This window comes from Paracoccus yeei ATCC BAA-599 (assembly GCF_000622145.1).
GTDB classification, from domain to species: Bacteria; Pseudomonadota; Alphaproteobacteria; order Rhodobacterales; family Rhodobacteraceae; genus Paracoccus; species Paracoccus yeei.
This window is the reverse complement of record NZ_KK211402.1, coordinates 2,501-20,196: the sequence shown is the minus strand read 5'-3', so window position 1 is coordinate 20,196 and position 17,696 is coordinate 2,501. Positions and strand designations below refer to the sequence as shown.

The following is a 17,696-nucleotide window of genomic DNA, read 5'->3' as shown; positions in this document are numbered from 1 at the left end:
GGTTCAAGATTTCATGCGCCCGATGCGGGTCGCCAAGGGGGTTGAACTGAGGCCGTGCAACAGGATGGACAGGCCAACAGTCAGCGAGACACAAGCCAGCAGTTCCTCTTCATTCGGGAAATCGAATTGATCCATCATCAGCAATGTGAAGAGGATCGAGGCCAGACCGCGTGGACCGAACCAACCAAGGAAGAGCTTCTCACGCGCGGGTAGCCCGCTTCTTGTCAGAGAAACGAAGATTGGCAAGACACGGACCAGCGTGAGGAAGACCAACGCAAGAATGATCGTATTTGGCCCTGCGTGCGCCAATCCGTCGGGCAGCAGAAACGCACCGAACACCAGAAACGCCGCCATCGTCAAAAGTTGGCCAGCCCCCTCCATGAACTCGCTGATAAAGTGGATGTCATGACGGTAGGTGTTGCCAAAGACCATGCCCGCAACAAAGGCCGCAATGAACCCGTTTCCGTGGATGGCAACAGCAAACCCGTAAGCTGCGAAGGCGGTCACGAGAAAGACCACCGCCCCCGCCGCCTCTTGCATCAAGTCGCGGTTTTGCGCCCAGTCCATCGCCTTGGCCGCCACCCAACCGACGGCAATACCAGCGAGCGGACCGAGCACAATCTCGGTGGCGGCCTCCAGCGCCAAACCATCGGTCTGCGCGCCGCCAACCGACGACGCAAGGACTGCACCCAAAAGAACGAAGGGTAGCACCAGCCCATCGTTCAGCCCGCTTTCCACATTGATTGTCTGGCTGAGGTGGTCTGGCACCTCTGGGTTCGAAACGACAGATTGCCCCAGCGCGGCATCCGTCGGCGTCAATACTGCGGCGGTCAGCAATGCAACGGCAAACCCAGACGTAGGGTTGAGCCAAAGCGCGACAAGTGTCCCAAGCGCGATCGTCAGCGGCAGCCCGATCACCAGCATCCGTGTCGGGATCTGCCAATCCATCACCAGTTTCTTAAAGCGCACATGGCTAGCGTCAGAGAACAGGATCAGGATCAGCGTGATCTCGGCCAGAATTTTTTTACCTTCGTGGATCACATCCGGCGACAAGCTGGCGCTCAATGGCACGGACAATGCAAAGCCAAGCGCTGTGAAGATGATTGGCAGGGTAAGCAAGCTGCGCGAGATTGCTTTGCTGAGCAACGAGTAAATGGCAAAGGCCACAAGCACGAGAAGGACTGCGGGGGTCATGACGTTGTGTATTCCTTCTTGAGCAATGCACTGTGCCGGGCCCGAAGCTTGGCAAGTTTCGGCGCGATATAGGTGCGGCAAAAGGGCCGTTCGGGGTTGGATTTGTAGTAATCGTGAAATCGGCTGTCCGAAGGCTTGAAGCCCCGGTGCATAAGGCTGCGCGTAACAAAATGCACCTCCGCCTCTGCGGCAAGGTCCCGTATATGCGTCGCGCACGCGTTTTGCTGCTCCGCGGTCATACTGTAGACCGCGCTTCGATACTTGCCACGCATCTTGTGATCGGCCTCGCTGGCATGGGTGCTCAGGTGGACCGCGATCAGGTCTCGCAAGCTCACGCGATCAGGATCAAAGGAGATTTCCACCGCCTCGGACCACGCCTCGTCAGGGCCGTCGGAGCGGATAAAGCCTTGCCGCACCTCTGACACGCCCTCAAGCGGTTGGAAAACTGCCTCGGTGCACCAATGGCACCCGCCTCCAAAGCCGATGGTTACCACAAGATCACTCCGCCACTGGAACCTGACCTTGGGCCAGTTTCAGGCGGGTCCAGAGGTTCATGTTGATGACGATGGCCGCGATTTCGGCGATGGCTTTTTCGTCGAAATGTGACGTCAGGCTTTCATGCCGCGCTGCAAAGGCCGCCGGATCATAGGCCGTGAGCGCCTCGCAATAAGCCAGCGCGCAGCGTTCTGCCGGGGTGAACATCGTGCTTTCGCGCCAGCTTGCCAGATGCGCGACCTTTTCAACCGCGATTCCCTGATCATGGGCCGCTTTGGTGTGCAGGATCAGGCAATAGGAACAGGGGTTCATCTGGGCGACGCGTAGACGCAAAAGCTGGGCCAAACGTCCATCTACCGACAGATCGGCAGTATACCCAACCGAGGCCGCCATTTGCTTAGCGATCCCGTGAAACTCGATCAAATCGGGATCAAATCGGGTATTCTCGAATGTGACAGGCATTTTCAATCTCCCAGATTGAATTTCTTGCGCCAGTTTGCGCGTGTCCCACCGACCTTGCGCAGGAATGGGCAAGTCAGACGGATTTCATGGGAGCGGGTTTCAATTTCTTCAAAGACCTCGGCCGCAAAACGTGCGCCAAGGCCGCTGCCACGAAAGGATGGATCGACCTCGATATGCGTCAGGATCATCCGGTCGCCTTGCCAGACATAGCTGACGAACGCGTCAGATGGGGCCATGTGCCGGACAAAACGTTGCGCCCGTTCTTCGTGAATAAGGCCGGGGTCGTAAAGACCCGCGCGGGCTAGTTCCTTTTCAAGTTCAGGCAGCTTTGGGTTGCGCAGTTTGCGGCCCTTGATCTGGAAGGTCGGGAACTTATCTGCGCTGCCCGCCAACTTGGTCAGGCGCACGGCCGCGCGCGGGTCCTTATCAACTTCGGCCAATTCATAGGCCAGCCCGCGTTCTTCCAGGGCGGACTGATAGAACCGCGTCTTGTGGCAGCGGACCTCGCCAAACAGGGTGATGTCATGCATTGGCGGCCGCCAGCGGTTTCAAGCCTGCAAGGATCGTCGGGATCAACTCGGCGACGGTCGGGTGAACGGGCAGCGCCTGTTGCATGATCTTGTAGCTGGCACCCGTGGCCATGAAGTTCGAAAAGATCGCGATGATCTCATCGCCCGCGATGCCGAACACTGTGGCACCCAGAATAGCCTCGCTGTCGCCGTCCACGATGATGCGAATCAGGCCGGTTGTCTCGCTTTCTTCCTTGGCGCGGCTGATGTCGGCCATCTTCATGTCGGCGATTAGGATATTGCGCCCTTCGGCAGCAAGTTTTCGCGCCTCGGTGCGGGACAGGCCGACGCGTCCCAGCGGTGGGTCGGTGAACATGGCATAGGTCGTTGGCCGCTGATCGGCGTCCTTCCATTGATAGCGGTCTTTAATCTTATCGAGATCGGCCAGCACGATTTCGTGGTCGTGATAGCTGGTATGGGTAAAGGCACCACGCCGGTTCACATCGCCAAGCGCCCAGAGGTTGGGCACCTTGGTGCGCAGCTTGGCATCGGTCGGAACGTAACCGCGTGAATCGGTCTCCAGCCCGACCGCCGCAAGGTTCAGCTTGTCGGTGTTCGGGGCACGCCCCGTGGCAAACAGGACATGACTTCCCGCGATCTCGGTACCATCCTCGAGCGTCATCAGAACGCCGCGCATGCTGCGCCCGACACCTGCGATCTTGGCGTTCAGGTGCAGCGTCACGCCCTCATCCTGAAAAAACTTCGCGATGATTTCCGAGACATCCTCATCCTCGCGTTCGGCCAAACGGTCGGAACGGTGTACCACCGTGACCTTGCTGCCGAGGCGGCGGAAAATCTGACCCATCTCAAGGCCGATGTAAGAACCTCCCACAATGATGAGGTGATCAGGCAATTCATCGAGCGCCAGAAGTGATGCATTATCGAGCGCATCGATGTTTTCAAGGCCGGGAACTGGCGGGGTAAACGAACGAGTCCCGGTATTCAGAAAGACCTTGTCAGCCGAGAACTTGCTTTCGCCTACAGAGACGATGAACCGGCCGTTTTCATCGAACCCGGCAAGACTGCCCCAACCGTGGATCACCTCGACACCTTTGGTGCGCTTTAACCATGCTGTCAGTCCCCGGCGGGCGGTATCGACACGCTCGCGCATCCGCGCCATTGCGGCGGGAAAATCCACAGTAACCGCGCCCGTGGAGACGCCAAAATCCGCCGCGCGCCGCACCATATGCGCAACGCGCGCCGACTTGCGCAACGTCTTGGTGGGTGTGCAGCCGCTATTGACGCATGTCCCGCCCAGCTTGTCGCCCTCGATCAGGGCAACGGATTGCCCGCGATTGGCCAACCCAACCGCGAGCGAAGGTGCCGCTTGGCCAGAACCGATGATTACGGCGTCAAAATGATTCATGTCTTCGTCCTCTGCCATTCTCACGCTTCGCTGTTTTCGCCTTGGAAAGGCACCCGTTGGAGGCGCTCATCCCCGATAATCTTGGTGACCAGCCAAACGTATTCCTGCCTGGCCGTATCGAAGCCAAGCATCGTAAAACCCTGACCAAAGGGGCATTCCGGGAAGTCAGGGAACCCAAGCCTGAGAACATAGCGTCCGGGGTCGGCGTTGAACTCGCTCTTGCGGACCTTGCGGACACCGTATCGGTAATCCTCGTCCTCGGTCATCTCGCTGCGCGTATCCGGTTCGGCAGTTTTCAGTGACTTGACCAGATCTTGCGGGGCACCATCCCCCTCAAGATCAAGCGCATCGACAAGAAACCCTTTGACGCCCGTATCTGCGATCTCAAGCGCATAGATATTCGAGGCGTCGCCCGAACCCGGCTCGGTCTCAAAGCGGAGTTTCATCCGGACCGTCACTTCCGCCGGATTTACAGCGAGGCCTGCGCTTACATCCACGAGTTTTCCGTTCTGAATGCGGAAGTCATGGGTGAACCCGGCGTCTACGAGTTCCGACAAAGCGGCCACGGCATCAGTTGCATCAATTTTCATGGGTCGTTCCCTTCGGATTTGGGTAAGGTTAGGTGCCGCAAAACGTGACGTGACGGTGCGCGTCGACTGGGGCGGGTAGCGCATAGGTTTCTGACCCGTCTTGCTCGGTGAACGGATGTGCCAGCACAGCCAAAAGCTTGTGAAACGGCTCAAGATCGCCACCCACGGCGGCCTTCAGGGCCTCTTCAACCAGATGGTTGCGCGGGATGTAGATCGGGTTGATCCTGTTCATCGCTTCCGCCCGCAACTCCGCGGCAATATCTTCCGCCGCAAGCCGCGTGTGATAGCGGGCCGCCCAAGCGTCAAATACCGCGGGATCATCGAAATTGGCACGCGCCAGTTCGTCATTGCCACGAACAGACCCCGCCAAAGCGCGGAACAGGTTGGTGAAGTCAACATCCTGCCCTTCACAGGCCTTGAGCAGATCATTTGCCAAATGCAGATCTTCGGGCAGTTCCTTCAGCAGACCCAATTTGGCCCGCATGCCCCGCAGCCATTCCTGCTGGTAGTGCGCGGGAAAGGCATTGATCTCATTGGTCAACTGCCGGATCGCGTCGTCGCTGTCCTCGGGGTTCACCAGATCAATCAGCGTCTCGGCAAAGCGCGACAGGTTCCATTGCATGATCACCGGTTGGTTGCCATAGGCATAACGGCCGTGCTGGTCGATCGAACTGAACACCGCTTTAGGGTCATAGTTGTCGATGAAGGCGCAGGGACCGTAATCGATGGTCTCGCCCGAAATCGTTGTGTTGTCGGTGTTCATCACACCATGGACAAAGCCGATATTGACCCATCTCGCGACCAGCGACGCCTGTGCATCCCTGACGCGCCGGAAGAATTCCAGATATCGATCTTCGCGGCCCACGATGTCTGGAAAGTGGCGGGCGATGGCATAATCGGCCAGCTTGCGAAGCTTTTCGGTCTCGCCGCGCGCTGCAAAAAACTGGAAGGTTCCAACCCGCAGATGCGAGGCCGCGATGCGTGCCAGAACAGCGCCTTTCTCCAGCCCATTGCGCGCGATTTCTTCGCCCGTCGTGACCGCAGCCAAAGCGCGCGTTGTCGGAACGCCGAGGGCATGCATCGCCTCGCCCATCAGGTATTCGCGCAAGACGGGGCCAAGAACGGCCTTGCCGTCTCCGCCGCGTGAAAACGGCGTGCGGCCTGAGCCCTTCAGGTGCAGATCGCGGCGGCGGCCTTCGGTGTCGATCAACTCACCCAACAGGATCGCGCGGCCATCGCCCAGTTGCGCCGAGAAACCGCCGAACTGATGGCCCGCATAGGCCATGGCCAAAGGCGATGCCCCGGCGGGTGCCATCGCGCCGGACAGGGCGGCGGCGCCTGCGGCCGAGTTCAAGACGGTGGGATCGAGCCCCAGTTCTGCCGCCAAGGCGATGTTCAGAACGACGATCTGCGGATCGGGAACCTTGTCGCCTTGCCAAGGGACAAAGAAGCCCTCCATTTCGTCGGCAAAGCTGTTGTTGAAGGGGAACGAAAGGTCATCAAGCATGGTCATTTCCTTTCTACGATGGGCTAAACAAGGGCCAGCGCATGATGGTGTGCGATAGCAAGGCAGGCGACGAGCAAGCCAAAATCCTTCATCAGGAATTGCCCACGCGAGGACAGGAAAAGACGGCCTGCTTCTTCCTCGAAATACTGAACATAAGGGAACAGGCTGAGTGTGACCAAGAAGGTCAGCACGCCAAGCAAACCGCCCAGAAGGCCAAAACTGGGAAAGAAGATGCCAAGTACCAGAAGCAAAGCGGTGCTCAACTCAACAATCCCCAGAAATATGCTGAAGCCCGCCGGCGTCATCAGTTTCGGGCCAAACCGCAAGATCGGATGCCCCGCGACCAGCGTCTTGACAGCGTCCTGTTCATAGCGGGCAAATTTGGCGATGCCGAAGGCAACGAAGATTGCCGCAAGCGCCAGTGACAAAAGTTTCATTGCTGGCACCCAGTGGGTGATTTCTGCGACCAGTTCCATTTTCGTCCCTCGTTATTGATTGTTTGGCTCCGGCGATCTGGCCGCCGGAGCCAATGGTCAGGCGCGCTTCAACTCGACATCGTCGGCCCCGAGCGCGGCAAGAAATCGCTGCGGATCAAGACGGAAGTCCGCGTGGACAACGTTCCCTTCCGGATCGATCACGGTGAACCACGGCGTGCCGCCAGAACGGTAATCCTCCATGAAGGTCGGGTAGCGTTCACCTGCGGGCGGGGTGTCATGACCAAAGGGCATTTTCAGCCCATACTGCTCCTGATTGATGCGCAGCTTATCGCGGGTGTTTGTCTCGGCACCCTCAAAAACGGTCTGAATGACGGCGAAATCGAACCCTTTGTCCTTCAGTTTGTCATGCAGAAAGCGCAGCGTCGGAAAACCGCGCGAATGACAGCCAGGGCACCAGTGCTGGAAGCAATAAATGATCTTGTAGCCGTCTTTCATATCCGAAAGTCGAAGCGGCTTGTCCATCGGCTTGCCATCCGCATCGATCCAATCGTTGACGCGCAGTTCGGGCGCCGTGTTGCGAAGTTGTCCAAAGTTCATGACTGAAACCTTTCATATATGGCGATTTGGTTCGCTGCTTTCGCCCGCGCCGCCAGCGCACTGACGTCTTCGAGCGGAAACGCCAGAACCTCCGCGCCGATTTCGGTGACGGCGGGCGAGAGATAGCGAAGCCCCTCAACCTCCGTTTCAAGTCCGGGCCCGACGATCAGGCCCGTCTTCGTTTCGTTCATCCGCAACCAGCCGTTGCGGATCAGGCCGCTGGTTAGCAGGTCCATGGCAAGCTGGTCTCCCGGACCGGATGTGTTGATCACGACTGAGGTCGTGATTTCTTCGTTCGTTCTTGTGCCAGCCCGTTTCAGACGGATGCGGGTCTTGCCCTCGGTTTCGGCATAGACCCAAGTTATCTCGCCGTGCTCCTCCACGATCTGGCCTGCCGCTTGGAGCCGTGCATAGTCGGCAAGGCTGTTGTGCGTTGCGCGCCTAAACCGCCGCTCCAGTTGTGGCATGACCTTGCGGCGCTCCGAGAGGGAGGGCAGCAGGGTTTCAAGCCCCCTTTCGGCTGCCCAACCCAGATAGCCTGGTCTGAGTTCGGCCATGCTTGCCCCCTTGGCACGGAACGCGGCAATTTCGGCGTCGACCGCAGCCAGAAGCGCGTCTGCATCGCGGTAAGGGCCCGTCAGTTTGGGCGTCACCGGCTCTTTACGCGGGCGCGCCCAGATCAGCTGCTCCGGCTTGGACCCACGGGTGATCACCCGAAGCCGGATGTCCTGCTCGTCCATGACGGACTGCATAAGCCGCAGGACATCCAGCATCGCGGCGTTGCCTCCTAGGCAGGTCACTTCCTGTCCAGGACGCAGGACCTCGGCAATCGTTTGCTCGTTGCCATAAAGCGTCGTGAACGCCGTGGGGCCGCTATCCGCCCCAAATCGTTGAGGCGATGGTCCCCCGGTGGCCACGTCCACCCGGTCCGCCCGGATCACCTCGCCTGTGGCAAGCGTGATCCGAAACCCGTGTTCATCCTTGGCCAGATCGGTGGCCAAAGCCGTCCGCTGCTGCACCCGCACGCCTGCTTCGGCGTGCATGGCCAGAATGCCCTGCCCGATCTCGGCGAGATAGTCGCCAAAGACCGCGCGTGGGGCAAAGACAGCGCCGAAATCGCCTGCATCCAGATGATCCGCCGCGAAGTCCAACCAGCGTGGTTGGTAGGCGGCAATCCTTGAGCGAATATCACCCCAGTTTGCCTCGAACCATTCGACGAAACTCTCACCAAAGGCACCTGACGGCGAATTCAACAGATAGGCATATCGCCAAGGCGCGGCGCTCGGATGATCCGCATATGCCATCCCTTTGCCGAATTGACCCGCGTTGGCCCCAAGAATGGTCAGTTGGTCACCAGACGTAAGCACCAATGTTTCCGCAAGCGCCGCTGCGCTGGCCCCATCGCCAATAATCAGATGGTGATGAGGCCCACGCATGGCTTATTCAGCCGCCGTCGCCGCACGCTTGGGCAAAACCCAACTGGACCGCGGGAAGTGGCAAGTATAGCCATTCGGGATACGCTCCAGGTAGTCTTGATGCTCTGGCTCAGCTTCCCAGAAATCGCTCACCGGTTCTACTTCGGTCACGACCTTGCCTGGCCAGATCCCAGATGCGTTCACGTCCGCGATCGTGTCTTCGGCAATCGCTTTTTGTTCGTCATTCACATAGTAAATGGCGGACCGATAACTGCTTCCGCGGTCGTTACCTTGGCGGTCTTTCGTTGTCGGGTCATGGATCTGGAAAAAGAACTCCAGAAGCGCACGATAGCTGGTTTTCGAGGGGTCAAAGAGGATCTCGATCCCTTCGGCATGGGTTCCGTGGTTGCGGTATGTGGCAAATTTCACGTCACCGCCGGTGTAGCCAACCCGGGTGCTTTCGACGCCGGGCAGCTTGCGGATCAGGTCTTGCATCCCCCAGAAGCAGCCTCCGGCCAATACGGCACGTTCAGTCATACTTTTTCCTCCACTTGATCGAGGTATGCGCCATACCCCTCGGCTTCCATTTGGTCTTTCGGCACAAAGCGCAGGCTGGCCGAGTTGATGCAGTAGCGCAGGCCGCCCATTTCGCGCGGGCCATCATTGAAGACATGCCCCAAATGGCTGTCGCCGTGTTTCGAGCGGACTTCGACCCGGACCATGCCATACGAGGCATCACGATGCTCGGTCACGTTATCGATGGGTTTCGAGAATGCGGGCCAACCGCAACCGGAGTTGAACTTGGCTGAGGATGCGAAAAGCGGCTCGCCGGAAACGATATCGACGTAGATACCCGGTTCGAAATGCTTGTCATACTCACCCGTAAAGGCGCGCTCGGTCCCGCTCTCTTGCGTAACGTGATACTGTTGGGGTGTCAGCTTGGAGAGCGCATCCTGTGATTTTTCGTAGGTCATTTGTATCTCCTTCTTCTTCCGTTGAGAGGAAGATGGAGACTTTCGATCCGTTTGTGAAATTCCTGGCGGGAATAGTTTTTATAGCCGCGCGCGTGTGCCTATTACCAATTGAAATCTTTGGATAATCCAAGGATGACACGGACTTCGCGCGGGTTGGCAGAACCAGAAACGGCGACCATGCTGATGTTGCGTGACAGGGTCAGGCCCTTTACCGCGCGCAGGACGATTCCATCAACAATCGCTGAATGTTCCGGCAAGGAACACACACCCGCACCTTGCGCCACCATCTGCTGCACCCAGTCTTCCCGCTCTGACTGAAAACGCGGACGCATGACAATGTTCCGATCCATGAAATGCTTGATCAGTTGCGTGCGAAATTCGCAGTGCATCCTGTCGATATAGGGCTGCTCCATCATCTGCTCTGGCGTGATTTCATCTGTCCCGGCGAGCGGGTGATGACTTGCCAAGGCCAAGCGCAACCGCTCTTGGAACAGCGGTTGGATCGTCAGTTTGAAATTCGGTTCCGGCGGATTGGTCAGCAGACACATGTCATACTTGCCCGACAATACCTCCGCCTCCGCCTCGCCGGGGTTCAGAGGATGAAGAAGAAGCTCGACCTCGGGCAATTCCTTCAGAACGAGCGCCCAGAATTTGGCAAAGACCCGCGGCGCAATGGTGCTTGCGACGCCAATATTGATCTTCCGGCTGCGCCCTGCGACCGAGTTTTCCGCAAGCTCGGTGATGTTTTCGAGCGCTGATTGAATGCGCATGAACTCTACGATCAGATCACGGCCCAAGGCCGTCAGGCGCGTGTCCTTGCCGTCGCGATACAGCACCGGACCGCCAAACTCATCTTCCAGACGTTGAATCGCCTTGGTGAGACTGGGCTGAGATATCCCACTCACCCGGGCCGCTTCCGTGAAATTCAGGGATTCGGCGAGATTCAGGAAGTACCTGACCTGATTAAGATCCATTTGCCTGCGTCACTCCACAAGGTAGCCGACTTCCTTATGCCCACAAGTGCCTGAATTGATCAAGTTTTTCAACCTGATAGCGCCCATCTCTTGTGAGTTGTGGGTTTCGGATATGATCGTGAAACGACCGGGCAGGCCTGCAAGCCCGGCCGCGACAGGTTCCGGGCGCGGATGGAACGGTTTGTTCGAAACGCCGTCGATGTCACTGAGCGCCCGGTGCTGGATCTCGCCTCTTGGGCCAAAATGGATCGGTGTGTAGTGAAAATGTGTCGGCGTATCTGGGTTGGACCGCTGGAACTCGTCAATCCTTGCAAACACTTGCGCCATCGCGTCGGGCGTCTCAAGCTCGCCGAGCGAGCGCGCATGAACATGCCCGAAATCAATGCAAGGCCCGACCCCTTTGACCGTCGAGGCCACATCAAGAATCATATCGACAGACCCCATCTGCCCGACCTTGCCAGCGGTTTCGATCATAAGGCTGATGTCAGTCTTGCCCAATTGCGCCATGAATCGCTCAAGGTTTTCGGCAAACCGGCGAGACACATCGGCTTCGGGCGCGCCGTAGAGCGACCCGGGATGCAGCACGATTTCGCGCGCGCCCAGAATGTCGGCTTGCTCATAGGTCCGTAGAAGCGTGTCGACAGAGCGCAGGACCTTGGCCGGATCGGGGCTGGCAAGAACGATGTAGTAAGACCCGTGGATCGATAACTTGATGTCGTCTGCTATTGCCAGCGCGCGGTAGCGACGCCCCTGTTCAGCCGTCATTCGTGGCCCATACGTCATTTGCAATTCGATTGCGTCGAGCCCGACTGAGCGCAGCCACGCGAAAACGGCACCCCGATCCTTGGCTTCCGGACGTTCAGTGAATGCCAAAGGAAAACCGCCAACGCCGAAACGGATATCGGGCGGAATGGCAAGCCTTGTCATGTTTCCAAAGGTGGATTGAATCTAGAATATGCACCCAGTTTCCAAGCCGGTTCAGGGCGATGCGGCGTCAATTGCCAAGCCTCTATGTCGAAGGTCCAATACCGGCCATCGGCACCGTCATGAGCCATGCGCCCTTCCAAGTTGAGCGTGGCGTGACCTGTCAGGTTCAGCTGAGCGCCAGTGTCGAAATCGACGAAGGTAATGCCCGCTCGAGGCTCGAGCGCCAGATTGCCCAATGTCATGAACATCGAATTACCGAAGTAGTCGGGAACGATAAGCTGATTTCCCTTCACGTTTACAAATCCCGGATACCCACCACGATGGCTTGCATCATGATCTCCGTCCGGGTTTTTGCTGGCCACGAAAAACGTGTCGGCCTGTCGGATCAGGTCCGCAAGGTTATCCGGCAGATCAGATCCCGAAGCGGGCGAAACACCTTGATAGCGATTGTCTGCCACAGGCAGTCTTTGCTGGATGTATTTCGGACAATTCGGACAGGTCTGCGCAACATCGATTGTCACCCGCTCAGGCGTAACCTCATTAACCGAACCATTGATGCGAAACCGCCGCGCGCTGGTCAGGTCCATTGCAACAAGGCCTATCGGCGCTCCGGCACTGACCATCGTCCATAGCGCGGACGGAACGGTCATTTCGGTCCGATTCAGGTAAACCGTCTTGTCATCAGCTCGGGCAACAAGCCCTTCTGGACCGTTGGCCAGAAAAGACCAGACACGCCCCTCAGCATCACTTACGGCGATATTCAGGGTTGTCGCGATACCCAGCATCCGTTCGCTGTTTGCAGACAGTGTCGTGCTGATGAAACGCCCGTTCCGAAGGGCCAGCACGTCCTCCCCCGTGGCTTTCTGGACAAGGCGTTCACCATCGTGAAAAGGGCCCCCGCTCATCCTCACAGTCCCAATTCAGAAAGACTTGACGTGTCATCAGGACGGCGTCCCAAAGGCCAGTGGAACAGACGCTCGCTTTCCTTGATCGGCAGATCATTGATGCTGGCGTGCCGGTTCGTCATCAGGCCATTCTCGTCAAACTCCCAATTCTCGTTGCCATAGGCGCGGAACCAGTTTCCATCAGCATGGTGGTATTCATACGCGTATCGAACCGCGATGCGGTTATCCGTGAAGGCCCAGAGTTCCTTGACCAGTCGGTAGTCCAATTCCTTGGCCCATTTGTCCGCTAGGAAAGCTACCACCTCATCGCGACCATTCACAAATGTCGCGCGGTTGCGCCATTTGGTGTTTACTGTATAGGCTTTGGATACTGCCTCTGGATTGCGACCGTTCCAGCCATCTTCGGCAAGGCGGACCTTCTGAATTGCTGTCTCACGCGTAAAGGGCGGGAGAGGTTGGCGTTGTTCCATTCATTGATCCTTTCTGGGAATGTTTATGTAAATCTTGGCTGGCGGTCGCTTTCGACACTCATGGCGAGCACGCGGCTGATGTATGTCAGCGACTTGCCCGACTCTTCTTTCCATCCGTCAAAGGCGTTCTGTATGGCGCGCCGCTGTTTCGACGACGCTGGCAGAGTGTCAGCAACCCCTTCGAGTGACAGGCGTTTCAAGACATCAAACGACAAAACATAGGAATCTACACCGGCTTCGCGCAGGAAATACTGGGCGGTCTTGTCGCCCAGTCGATCACCATGCTTGCGCAGATAATCAAGAACGTCGGCGAAATCCTTGTGCTGCCACGCGGCGATGAAAGCGCCAAAGCTGGCATGTCTTTCTGTCTCGTCCAGAATGAACATCGCGTTGCGCTGAACGGATCGGATCCGCGCCCCGTTGCGCACGATGCGCGGATCTTTGAGCAGCATATCGAACCAGTCGTCATCCATTATTGCGCAAACGCTTGGGTCAAACCCTTTGAAAGCTGCTTCGAATCCCGGCCATTTGTCGCGGATCACCTTACGGCTGAAGCCCGCGTTGAAGACGTGTCGTGTCATATCTGCGAGCCATCGATCGTCACTGCGTGCAAGCAGGTCTGTGATGGGTGCCGGGTGTTCAATGCGCGCCTCAACGGCCTCAAGACTGCCGTGTCTCTTCACAGCCATCGACAGAATTTCGCGGAAAGGTCTCATCAAGCCTACTTCAAGAATGTGGTTCCGGGGATGTCGAGAGTGGCCACTTCCGGTGTGCCGGGCGGTCTCCACTAGACTAGGGAAAGGCCTCAGTCTTTTCCAATAGAACGCAGGCATAGTTTCAATAGCTGCCCGTTCGTCGGCAAATCTCCGCAGCTTAGGTTCGGCGCATCGAGTGTGTCCCGTATCCACTGGGTTCCAGGACAATCGTTGTCACCCAGTCACGCACAAGGCGCCCATGTTGACTTGCCCTGATATGCGGGCGGTCACCCCAAGGGCCGACATTAGCCTCCGTCGTAAACGGCGGTTCTGTCCCGCGACTTGTAGGTTTAACACGTGACCCATATTGCGCCACCCACGAATAAGCGGCTTTTCTTTGAGCGACGGAGCCAGTTTTCTCACTATCGCGGCATTTTTCGCGTTGTGCGCGCGTGCAGCACGAAAATCCAATCCACAGGTTGGGCCCCAAGCCGCCTTGCGGCAGTGCCGAGAAGAAACGGTTCAACCTCGTCCCAATGTCAGCTCCCGCTGAAATCGCTCGGTCGCTTTGCACCCGCAGCGGATGGCTGGAATCCGCCCTCCACGTCGATGGCGCAACATATGCTGCGATCGGCTCGGACGTCTGCACTGCGGTTGAGCCGGAAATGCTACTGGATCAATATCGGCCGCAGCATGTCATCGGTGTCCAGTTTCAGCGCACTGCGCCAGAGCGGGGTCTTGAAAACATGGCACACATGCTTGCCCGGGCTGAGTTCGCGGGTCTCCACCAGTAGCCCCGCCCACTCCAGGGGCAGACGAACGCAACATGAGAACGCGGCCATCTCGCGCCAGCCGGCAGTGTGCCAATCTTTCGGCTCACCGTAAAAGGCTTCGAACAAGGCGGCCTCGGTCGTGCCGTGGTCGGCTTCGACATTGATGACGTTCATCCAGACATCCCACTTGCCGGAGGGGCGATCATCGAACCGCGCATAGGAGGCGTGATCGATGCGCAGGACGAAGTGTGGGATCAGTTCGGCAAACAGGCGGCCCGGGGCGTGCGCCAACTCGGCGCCCCGCTTGGTCAGCCGGAACTCGCCCTTGAAGTGCCGCCCGAGGCGCAGGGAGATCAGCAGGTAGTGCAACACCTCGAGCGGCGGGAACTCGTATTCGTTGATGACTTTATTGTAGCGGAACATTTCTTCGGCGCTTTTGCCCGGCCAGGCGAAGTGCTCGACGGCCCAATGGACGAAGACCCGCTTGAACGCCTTGGTTTTGGTGAGGCCGATCGAGCCATGATCCTGCGCGTATTGCAGGGTCAAGAGTGCTGCGCGCAGCATGGGCGAATGCGCGAGATCGGGATGGTCATCAGGGAGTTGGCGAAATTCGATCATGTGCCCTTCATGGCACGAGCTGAACGTCGCTGCCAAGCGCACCGAGAGGGCTGCTCTGCGGGCGGCGCACAAGATCACGGGCAATTCTGCTCAACACCGGCGAATGTCATCAGCTATTGTTGGGCGCGGGTGATTGTCGATGATTACGACTGTCGTGCGGGGGTCGACTCTCAGAACGTTGACATGGCGTTGACATGGAATGCAACGCACAAAACCCGACTGTTTAGGTCGGGCTCTAAGTATCTGATGTATTGTAATTTTTTGGTTGCGGGGACAGGATTTGAACCTGTGACCTTCAGGTTATGAGCCTGACGAGCTACCGGGCTGCTCTACCCCGCGTCCGTTGCATCGCTTTGCGTTGCTTTCATCGTTCTGAGAGATGTTTTCGCTTCTTTTCAGGTCTGGCGGTGACCTACTCTCCCACGTCTTTTGACGCAGTACCATTGGCGCGACGGCACTTAACGGCCGAGTTCGGGATGGGATCGGGTGTTTTGCTCGTGCTTTGGCCACCAGACCGGAAAAGGAGCGAGATCGGCGTTATCCCGCAGGATGAAGTTGTCCAAGGATGCTTTTGGAAGAAGGTCTGTCTTCTTCCGGATCAAATCAAGCCAATCGAGCCATTAGTACCGGTCAACTGAACGCATTGCTGCGCTTACATCTCCGGCCTATCGACGTGGTGGTCTTCCACGGCTCTCAAGGGATACCTTGTTTTGAGGGGGGCTTCACGCTTAGATGCCTTCAGCGTTTATCCTGTCCGTTCATAGCTACCCAGCACTGCCGTTGGCACGACAACTGGTCCACCAGTGGAACGTTCACCCCGGTCCTCTCGTACTAGGGGCAACTCCTCTCAAGTATCCTACACCCACGGCAGATAGGGACCGAACTGTCTCACGACGTTCTAAACCCAGCTCACGTACCTCTTTAAATGGCGAACAGCCATACCCTTGGGACCTGCTCCAGCCCCAGGATGAGATGAGCCGACATCGAGGTGCCAAACGATGCCGTCGATATGGACTCTTGGGCATCATCAGCCTGTTATCCCCAGCGTACCTTTTATCCGTTGAGCGATGGCCCTTCCACTCGGGACCACCGGATCACTATGGCCGACTTTCGTCTCTGCTCGACTTGTCAGTCTTGCAGTCAGGCTGGCTTCTGCCATTGCACTCAACGAGCGATTTCCGACCGCTCTGAGCCAACCTTCGCGCGCCTCCGTTACTCTTTGGGAGGCGACCGCCCCAGTCAAACTACCCACCACGCAGGGTCCCGGACCCGGATAACGGGCCGCGGTTAGACATCAAGAGTGCGAAGGGTGGTATCTCAAGGATGGCTCCACGGGAACTGGCGTCCCCGCTTCAATGCCTACCACCTATCCTGCACATCGCAATCCTGATGCCAGTGCGAAGCTATAGTAAAGGTGCATGGGGTCTTTCCGTCTAACCGCGGGAAGTCTGCATCTTCACAGACAGTTCAATTTCGCTGAGTCCACATTTGAGACAGCGGGGAAGTCGTTACGCCATTCGTGCAGGTCGGAACTTACCCGACAAGGAATTTCGCTACCTTAGGACCGTTATAGTTACGGCCGCCGTTTACCGGGGCTTCAATTCAAGGCTTGCACCTCTCCTTTTAACCTTCCGGCACCGGGCAGGCGTCAGACCCTATACGTCGCCTTACGGCTTCGCAGAGCCCTGTGTTTTTAGTAAACAGTCGCCACCCCCTGGTTTGTGCCCCCGACCGATGCTTGCGCACCAATCGGGCCTCCTTCTCGCGAACTTACGGAGGTATTTTGCCGAGTTCCTTAAATGTGGTTCTCTCAAGCGCCTTGGTATTCTCTACCAGTCCACCTGTGTCGGTTTAGGGTACGGTCTTGTGGAGGGCTATTTCCAGGAACCGCTCAGCAGCCCCTCCAATCCGATAAGGAGGAACTACACCTGCGATCCGTCACCATCTCCTGGCCCAGGAATATTAACCTGGTTCCCATCGACTACGCCTTTCGGCCTCGCCTTAGGGGCCGGCTTACCCTGCTCAGATTAGCTTTAAGCAGGAACCCTTGGACTTTCGGCGACAGGGTCTCTCACCCTGTTTGTCGCTACTCATGTCAACATTCTCGCTTCTGATCACTCCACCGGATGCCTTACAGCCCGGCTTCACAGTCAGAACATTGCCTCCGTTGCCCTGACGAGCAAAAGAGGCAGCGTTCTCTATCACAGAACGCTCCGCTACCGCGTGCATAAATGCACACCCAAAGCTTCGGCTCGTGGCTTGAGCCCCGTTACATCTTCGCCGCAAGACCTCTTGATTAGACCAGTGAGCTGTTACGCTATCTTTAAAGGATGGCTGCTTCTAAGCCAACCTCCTGGTTGTTTTGGAAGTCTCACATGCTTTCCCACTTAGCCACGAATTGGGGGCCTTAGCTGTTGGTCAGGGTTGTTTCCCTCTCCACGACGGACGTTAGCACCCGCCGTGTGTCTCCCGGATAGTCCTTCTCGGTATTCGGAGTTTGCTTAGACTCAGTAAGGCTGTGGGCCCCCATCATCCATGCAGTGCTCTACCCCCGAGAGGATACGTCCGAGGCGCTACCTAAATAGCTTTCGCGGAGAACCAGCTATCTCCAGATTTGATTGGCCTTTCACCCCTAGGCACAAGTCATCCCGACCTTTTTCAACAGGTGTGGGTTCGGACCTCCAGTTGGTGTTACCCAACCTTCATCCTGCTCATGCCTAGATCATCT

General features: G+C 57.5%; 18 protein-coding genes, 1 tRNA gene, 2 rRNA genes and 1 pseudogene (1 of these 22 cut by a window edge). All 22 read right to left on the bottom strand.

All coding sequences use genetic code 11. The features are described 5' to 3' along the window. Positions 1 to 3 precede the first annotated feature (3 nt). A complete protein-coding gene (locus BU28_RS0117785; RefSeq protein ID WP_028720611.1) occupies positions 4 to 1,194 on the bottom strand; it encodes a cation:proton antiporter in 1,191 nt (396 codons plus the stop codon). After that, positions 1,191 to 1,688: a peptide-methionine (S)-S-oxide reductase gene (locus BU28_RS0117780; protein WP_028720610.1), complete on the bottom strand. Its 498-nt coding sequence runs from the start codon at positions 1,686 to 1,688 to the stop codon at positions 1,191 to 1,193. The genes BU28_RS0117785 and BU28_RS0117780 overlap by 4 nt, the downstream gene beginning before the upstream one ends. 4 nt (positions 1,689 to 1,692) lie before the next feature. Further along, positions 1,693 to 2,151, bottom strand: coding sequence for a carboxymuconolactone decarboxylase family protein (locus BU28_RS0117775; RefSeq protein ID WP_028720609.1), 459 nt, complete (start codon positions 2,149 to 2,151; stop codon positions 1,693 to 1,695). Between the two features lie 2 nt (positions 2,152 to 2,153). Then, positions 2,154 to 2,681 (bottom strand): N-acetyltransferase, encoded by a 528-nt coding sequence (locus BU28_RS0117770; protein ID WP_028720608.1) that lies wholly within the window; start codon positions 2,679 to 2,681, stop codon positions 2,154 to 2,156. Further along, entirely contained in the window at positions 2,674 to 4,104 is a 1,431-nt protein-coding gene (locus BU28_RS0117765) for a mercuric reductase (protein ID WP_028720607.1), read from the bottom strand. Before BU28_RS0117765 ends, BU28_RS0117770 begins: the two co-directional genes overlap by 8 nt. 2 nt (positions 4,105 to 4,106) lie before the next feature. Continuing rightward, entirely contained in the window at positions 4,107 to 4,676 is a 570-nt protein-coding gene (locus BU28_RS0117760) for a hypothetical protein (protein ID WP_028720606.1), read from the bottom strand. Between the two features lie 28 nt (positions 4,677 to 4,704). Further along, complete coding sequence (locus tag BU28_RS0117755; protein WP_199416804.1) at positions 4,705 to 6,183, bottom strand: protein adenylyltransferase SelO; 1,479 nt, start codon at positions 6,181 to 6,183, stop codon at positions 4,705 to 4,707. Between the two features lie 23 nt (positions 6,184 to 6,206). Beyond that, complete coding sequence (locus BU28_RS24330) at positions 6,207 to 6,659, bottom strand: DUF417 family protein (RefSeq protein WP_051578301.1); 453 nt, start codon at positions 6,657 to 6,659, stop codon at positions 6,207 to 6,209. 57 nt (positions 6,660 to 6,716) lie between these two features. Beyond that, positions 6,717 to 7,217, bottom strand: coding sequence for a peroxiredoxin family protein (locus BU28_RS0117745; protein WP_028720604.1), 501 nt, complete (start codon positions 7,215 to 7,217; stop codon positions 6,717 to 6,719). Continuing rightward, on the bottom strand, positions 7,214 to 8,653 hold the full coding sequence (locus BU28_RS0117740; RefSeq protein ID WP_081791464.1) for an FAD/NAD(P)-binding protein: 1,440 nt from the start codon (positions 8,651 to 8,653) through the stop codon (positions 7,214 to 7,216). Before BU28_RS0117740 ends, BU28_RS0117745 begins: the two co-directional genes overlap by 4 nt. Before the next feature lie 3 nt (positions 8,654 to 8,656). Further along, entirely contained in the window at positions 8,657 to 9,169 is a 513-nt protein-coding gene (gene msrA, locus BU28_RS0117735) for a peptide-methionine (S)-S-oxide reductase MsrA (protein ID WP_028720602.1), read from the bottom strand. Then, a complete protein-coding gene (msrB, locus tag BU28_RS0117730; RefSeq protein WP_028720601.1) occupies positions 9,166 to 9,606 on the bottom strand; it encodes a peptide-methionine (R)-S-oxide reductase MsrB in 441 nt (146 codons plus the stop codon). Before msrB ends, msrA begins: the two co-directional genes overlap by 4 nt. A 101-nt stretch (positions 9,607 to 9,707) precedes the next feature. Continuing rightward, positions 9,708 to 10,580, bottom strand: coding sequence for a LysR family transcriptional regulator (locus BU28_RS0117725; protein ID WP_028720600.1), 873 nt, complete (start codon positions 10,578 to 10,580; stop codon positions 9,708 to 9,710). A gap of 9 nt (positions 10,581 to 10,589) precedes the next feature. After that, a complete protein-coding gene (locus tag BU28_RS0117720; RefSeq protein ID WP_081791463.1) occupies positions 10,590 to 11,507 on the bottom strand; it encodes a TIM barrel protein in 918 nt (305 codons plus the stop codon). Next, a complete protein-coding gene (locus tag BU28_RS25070; RefSeq protein ID WP_158212771.1) occupies positions 11,504 to 12,352 on the bottom strand; it encodes a pyridoxamine 5'-phosphate oxidase family protein in 849 nt (282 codons plus the stop codon). The genes BU28_RS0117720 and BU28_RS25070 overlap by 4 nt, the downstream gene beginning before the upstream one ends. A gap of 62 nt (positions 12,353 to 12,414) precedes the next feature. After that, on the bottom strand, positions 12,415 to 12,882 hold the full coding sequence (locus BU28_RS0117715; protein ID WP_028720598.1) for a nuclear transport factor 2 family protein: 468 nt from the start codon (positions 12,880 to 12,882) through the stop codon (positions 12,415 to 12,417). Positions 12,883 to 12,905: 23 nt separating this feature from the next. Then, on the bottom strand, positions 12,906 to 13,598 hold the full coding sequence (locus BU28_RS0117710; RefSeq protein WP_036763516.1) for a DNA-3-methyladenine glycosylase I: 693 nt from the start codon (positions 13,596 to 13,598) through the stop codon (positions 12,906 to 12,908). Positions 13,599 to 13,758: 160 nt separating this feature from the next. Beyond that, a pseudogene (locus BU28_RS26500) lies at positions 13,759 to 13,866 on the bottom strand (integrase); the annotation flags it as partial. Positions 13,867 to 14,245: 379 nt separating this feature from the next. Further along, positions 14,246 to 14,968 (bottom strand): hypothetical protein, encoded by a 723-nt coding sequence (locus BU28_RS0117705; protein ID WP_028720596.1) that lies wholly within the window; start codon positions 14,966 to 14,968, stop codon positions 14,246 to 14,248. 262 nt (positions 14,969 to 15,230) lie between these two features. Continuing rightward, a tRNA-Met gene (locus tag BU28_RS0117700) sits at positions 15,231 to 15,307 on the bottom strand. 60 nt (positions 15,308 to 15,367) lie between these two features. Next, positions 15,368 to 15,482, bottom strand: a 5S ribosomal RNA gene (gene rrf, locus BU28_RS0117695). Positions 15,483 to 15,567: 85 nt separating this feature from the next. Further along, positions 15,568 to 17,696 (bottom strand): 23S ribosomal RNA (locus BU28_RS0117690); it runs 702 nt beyond the window's last position.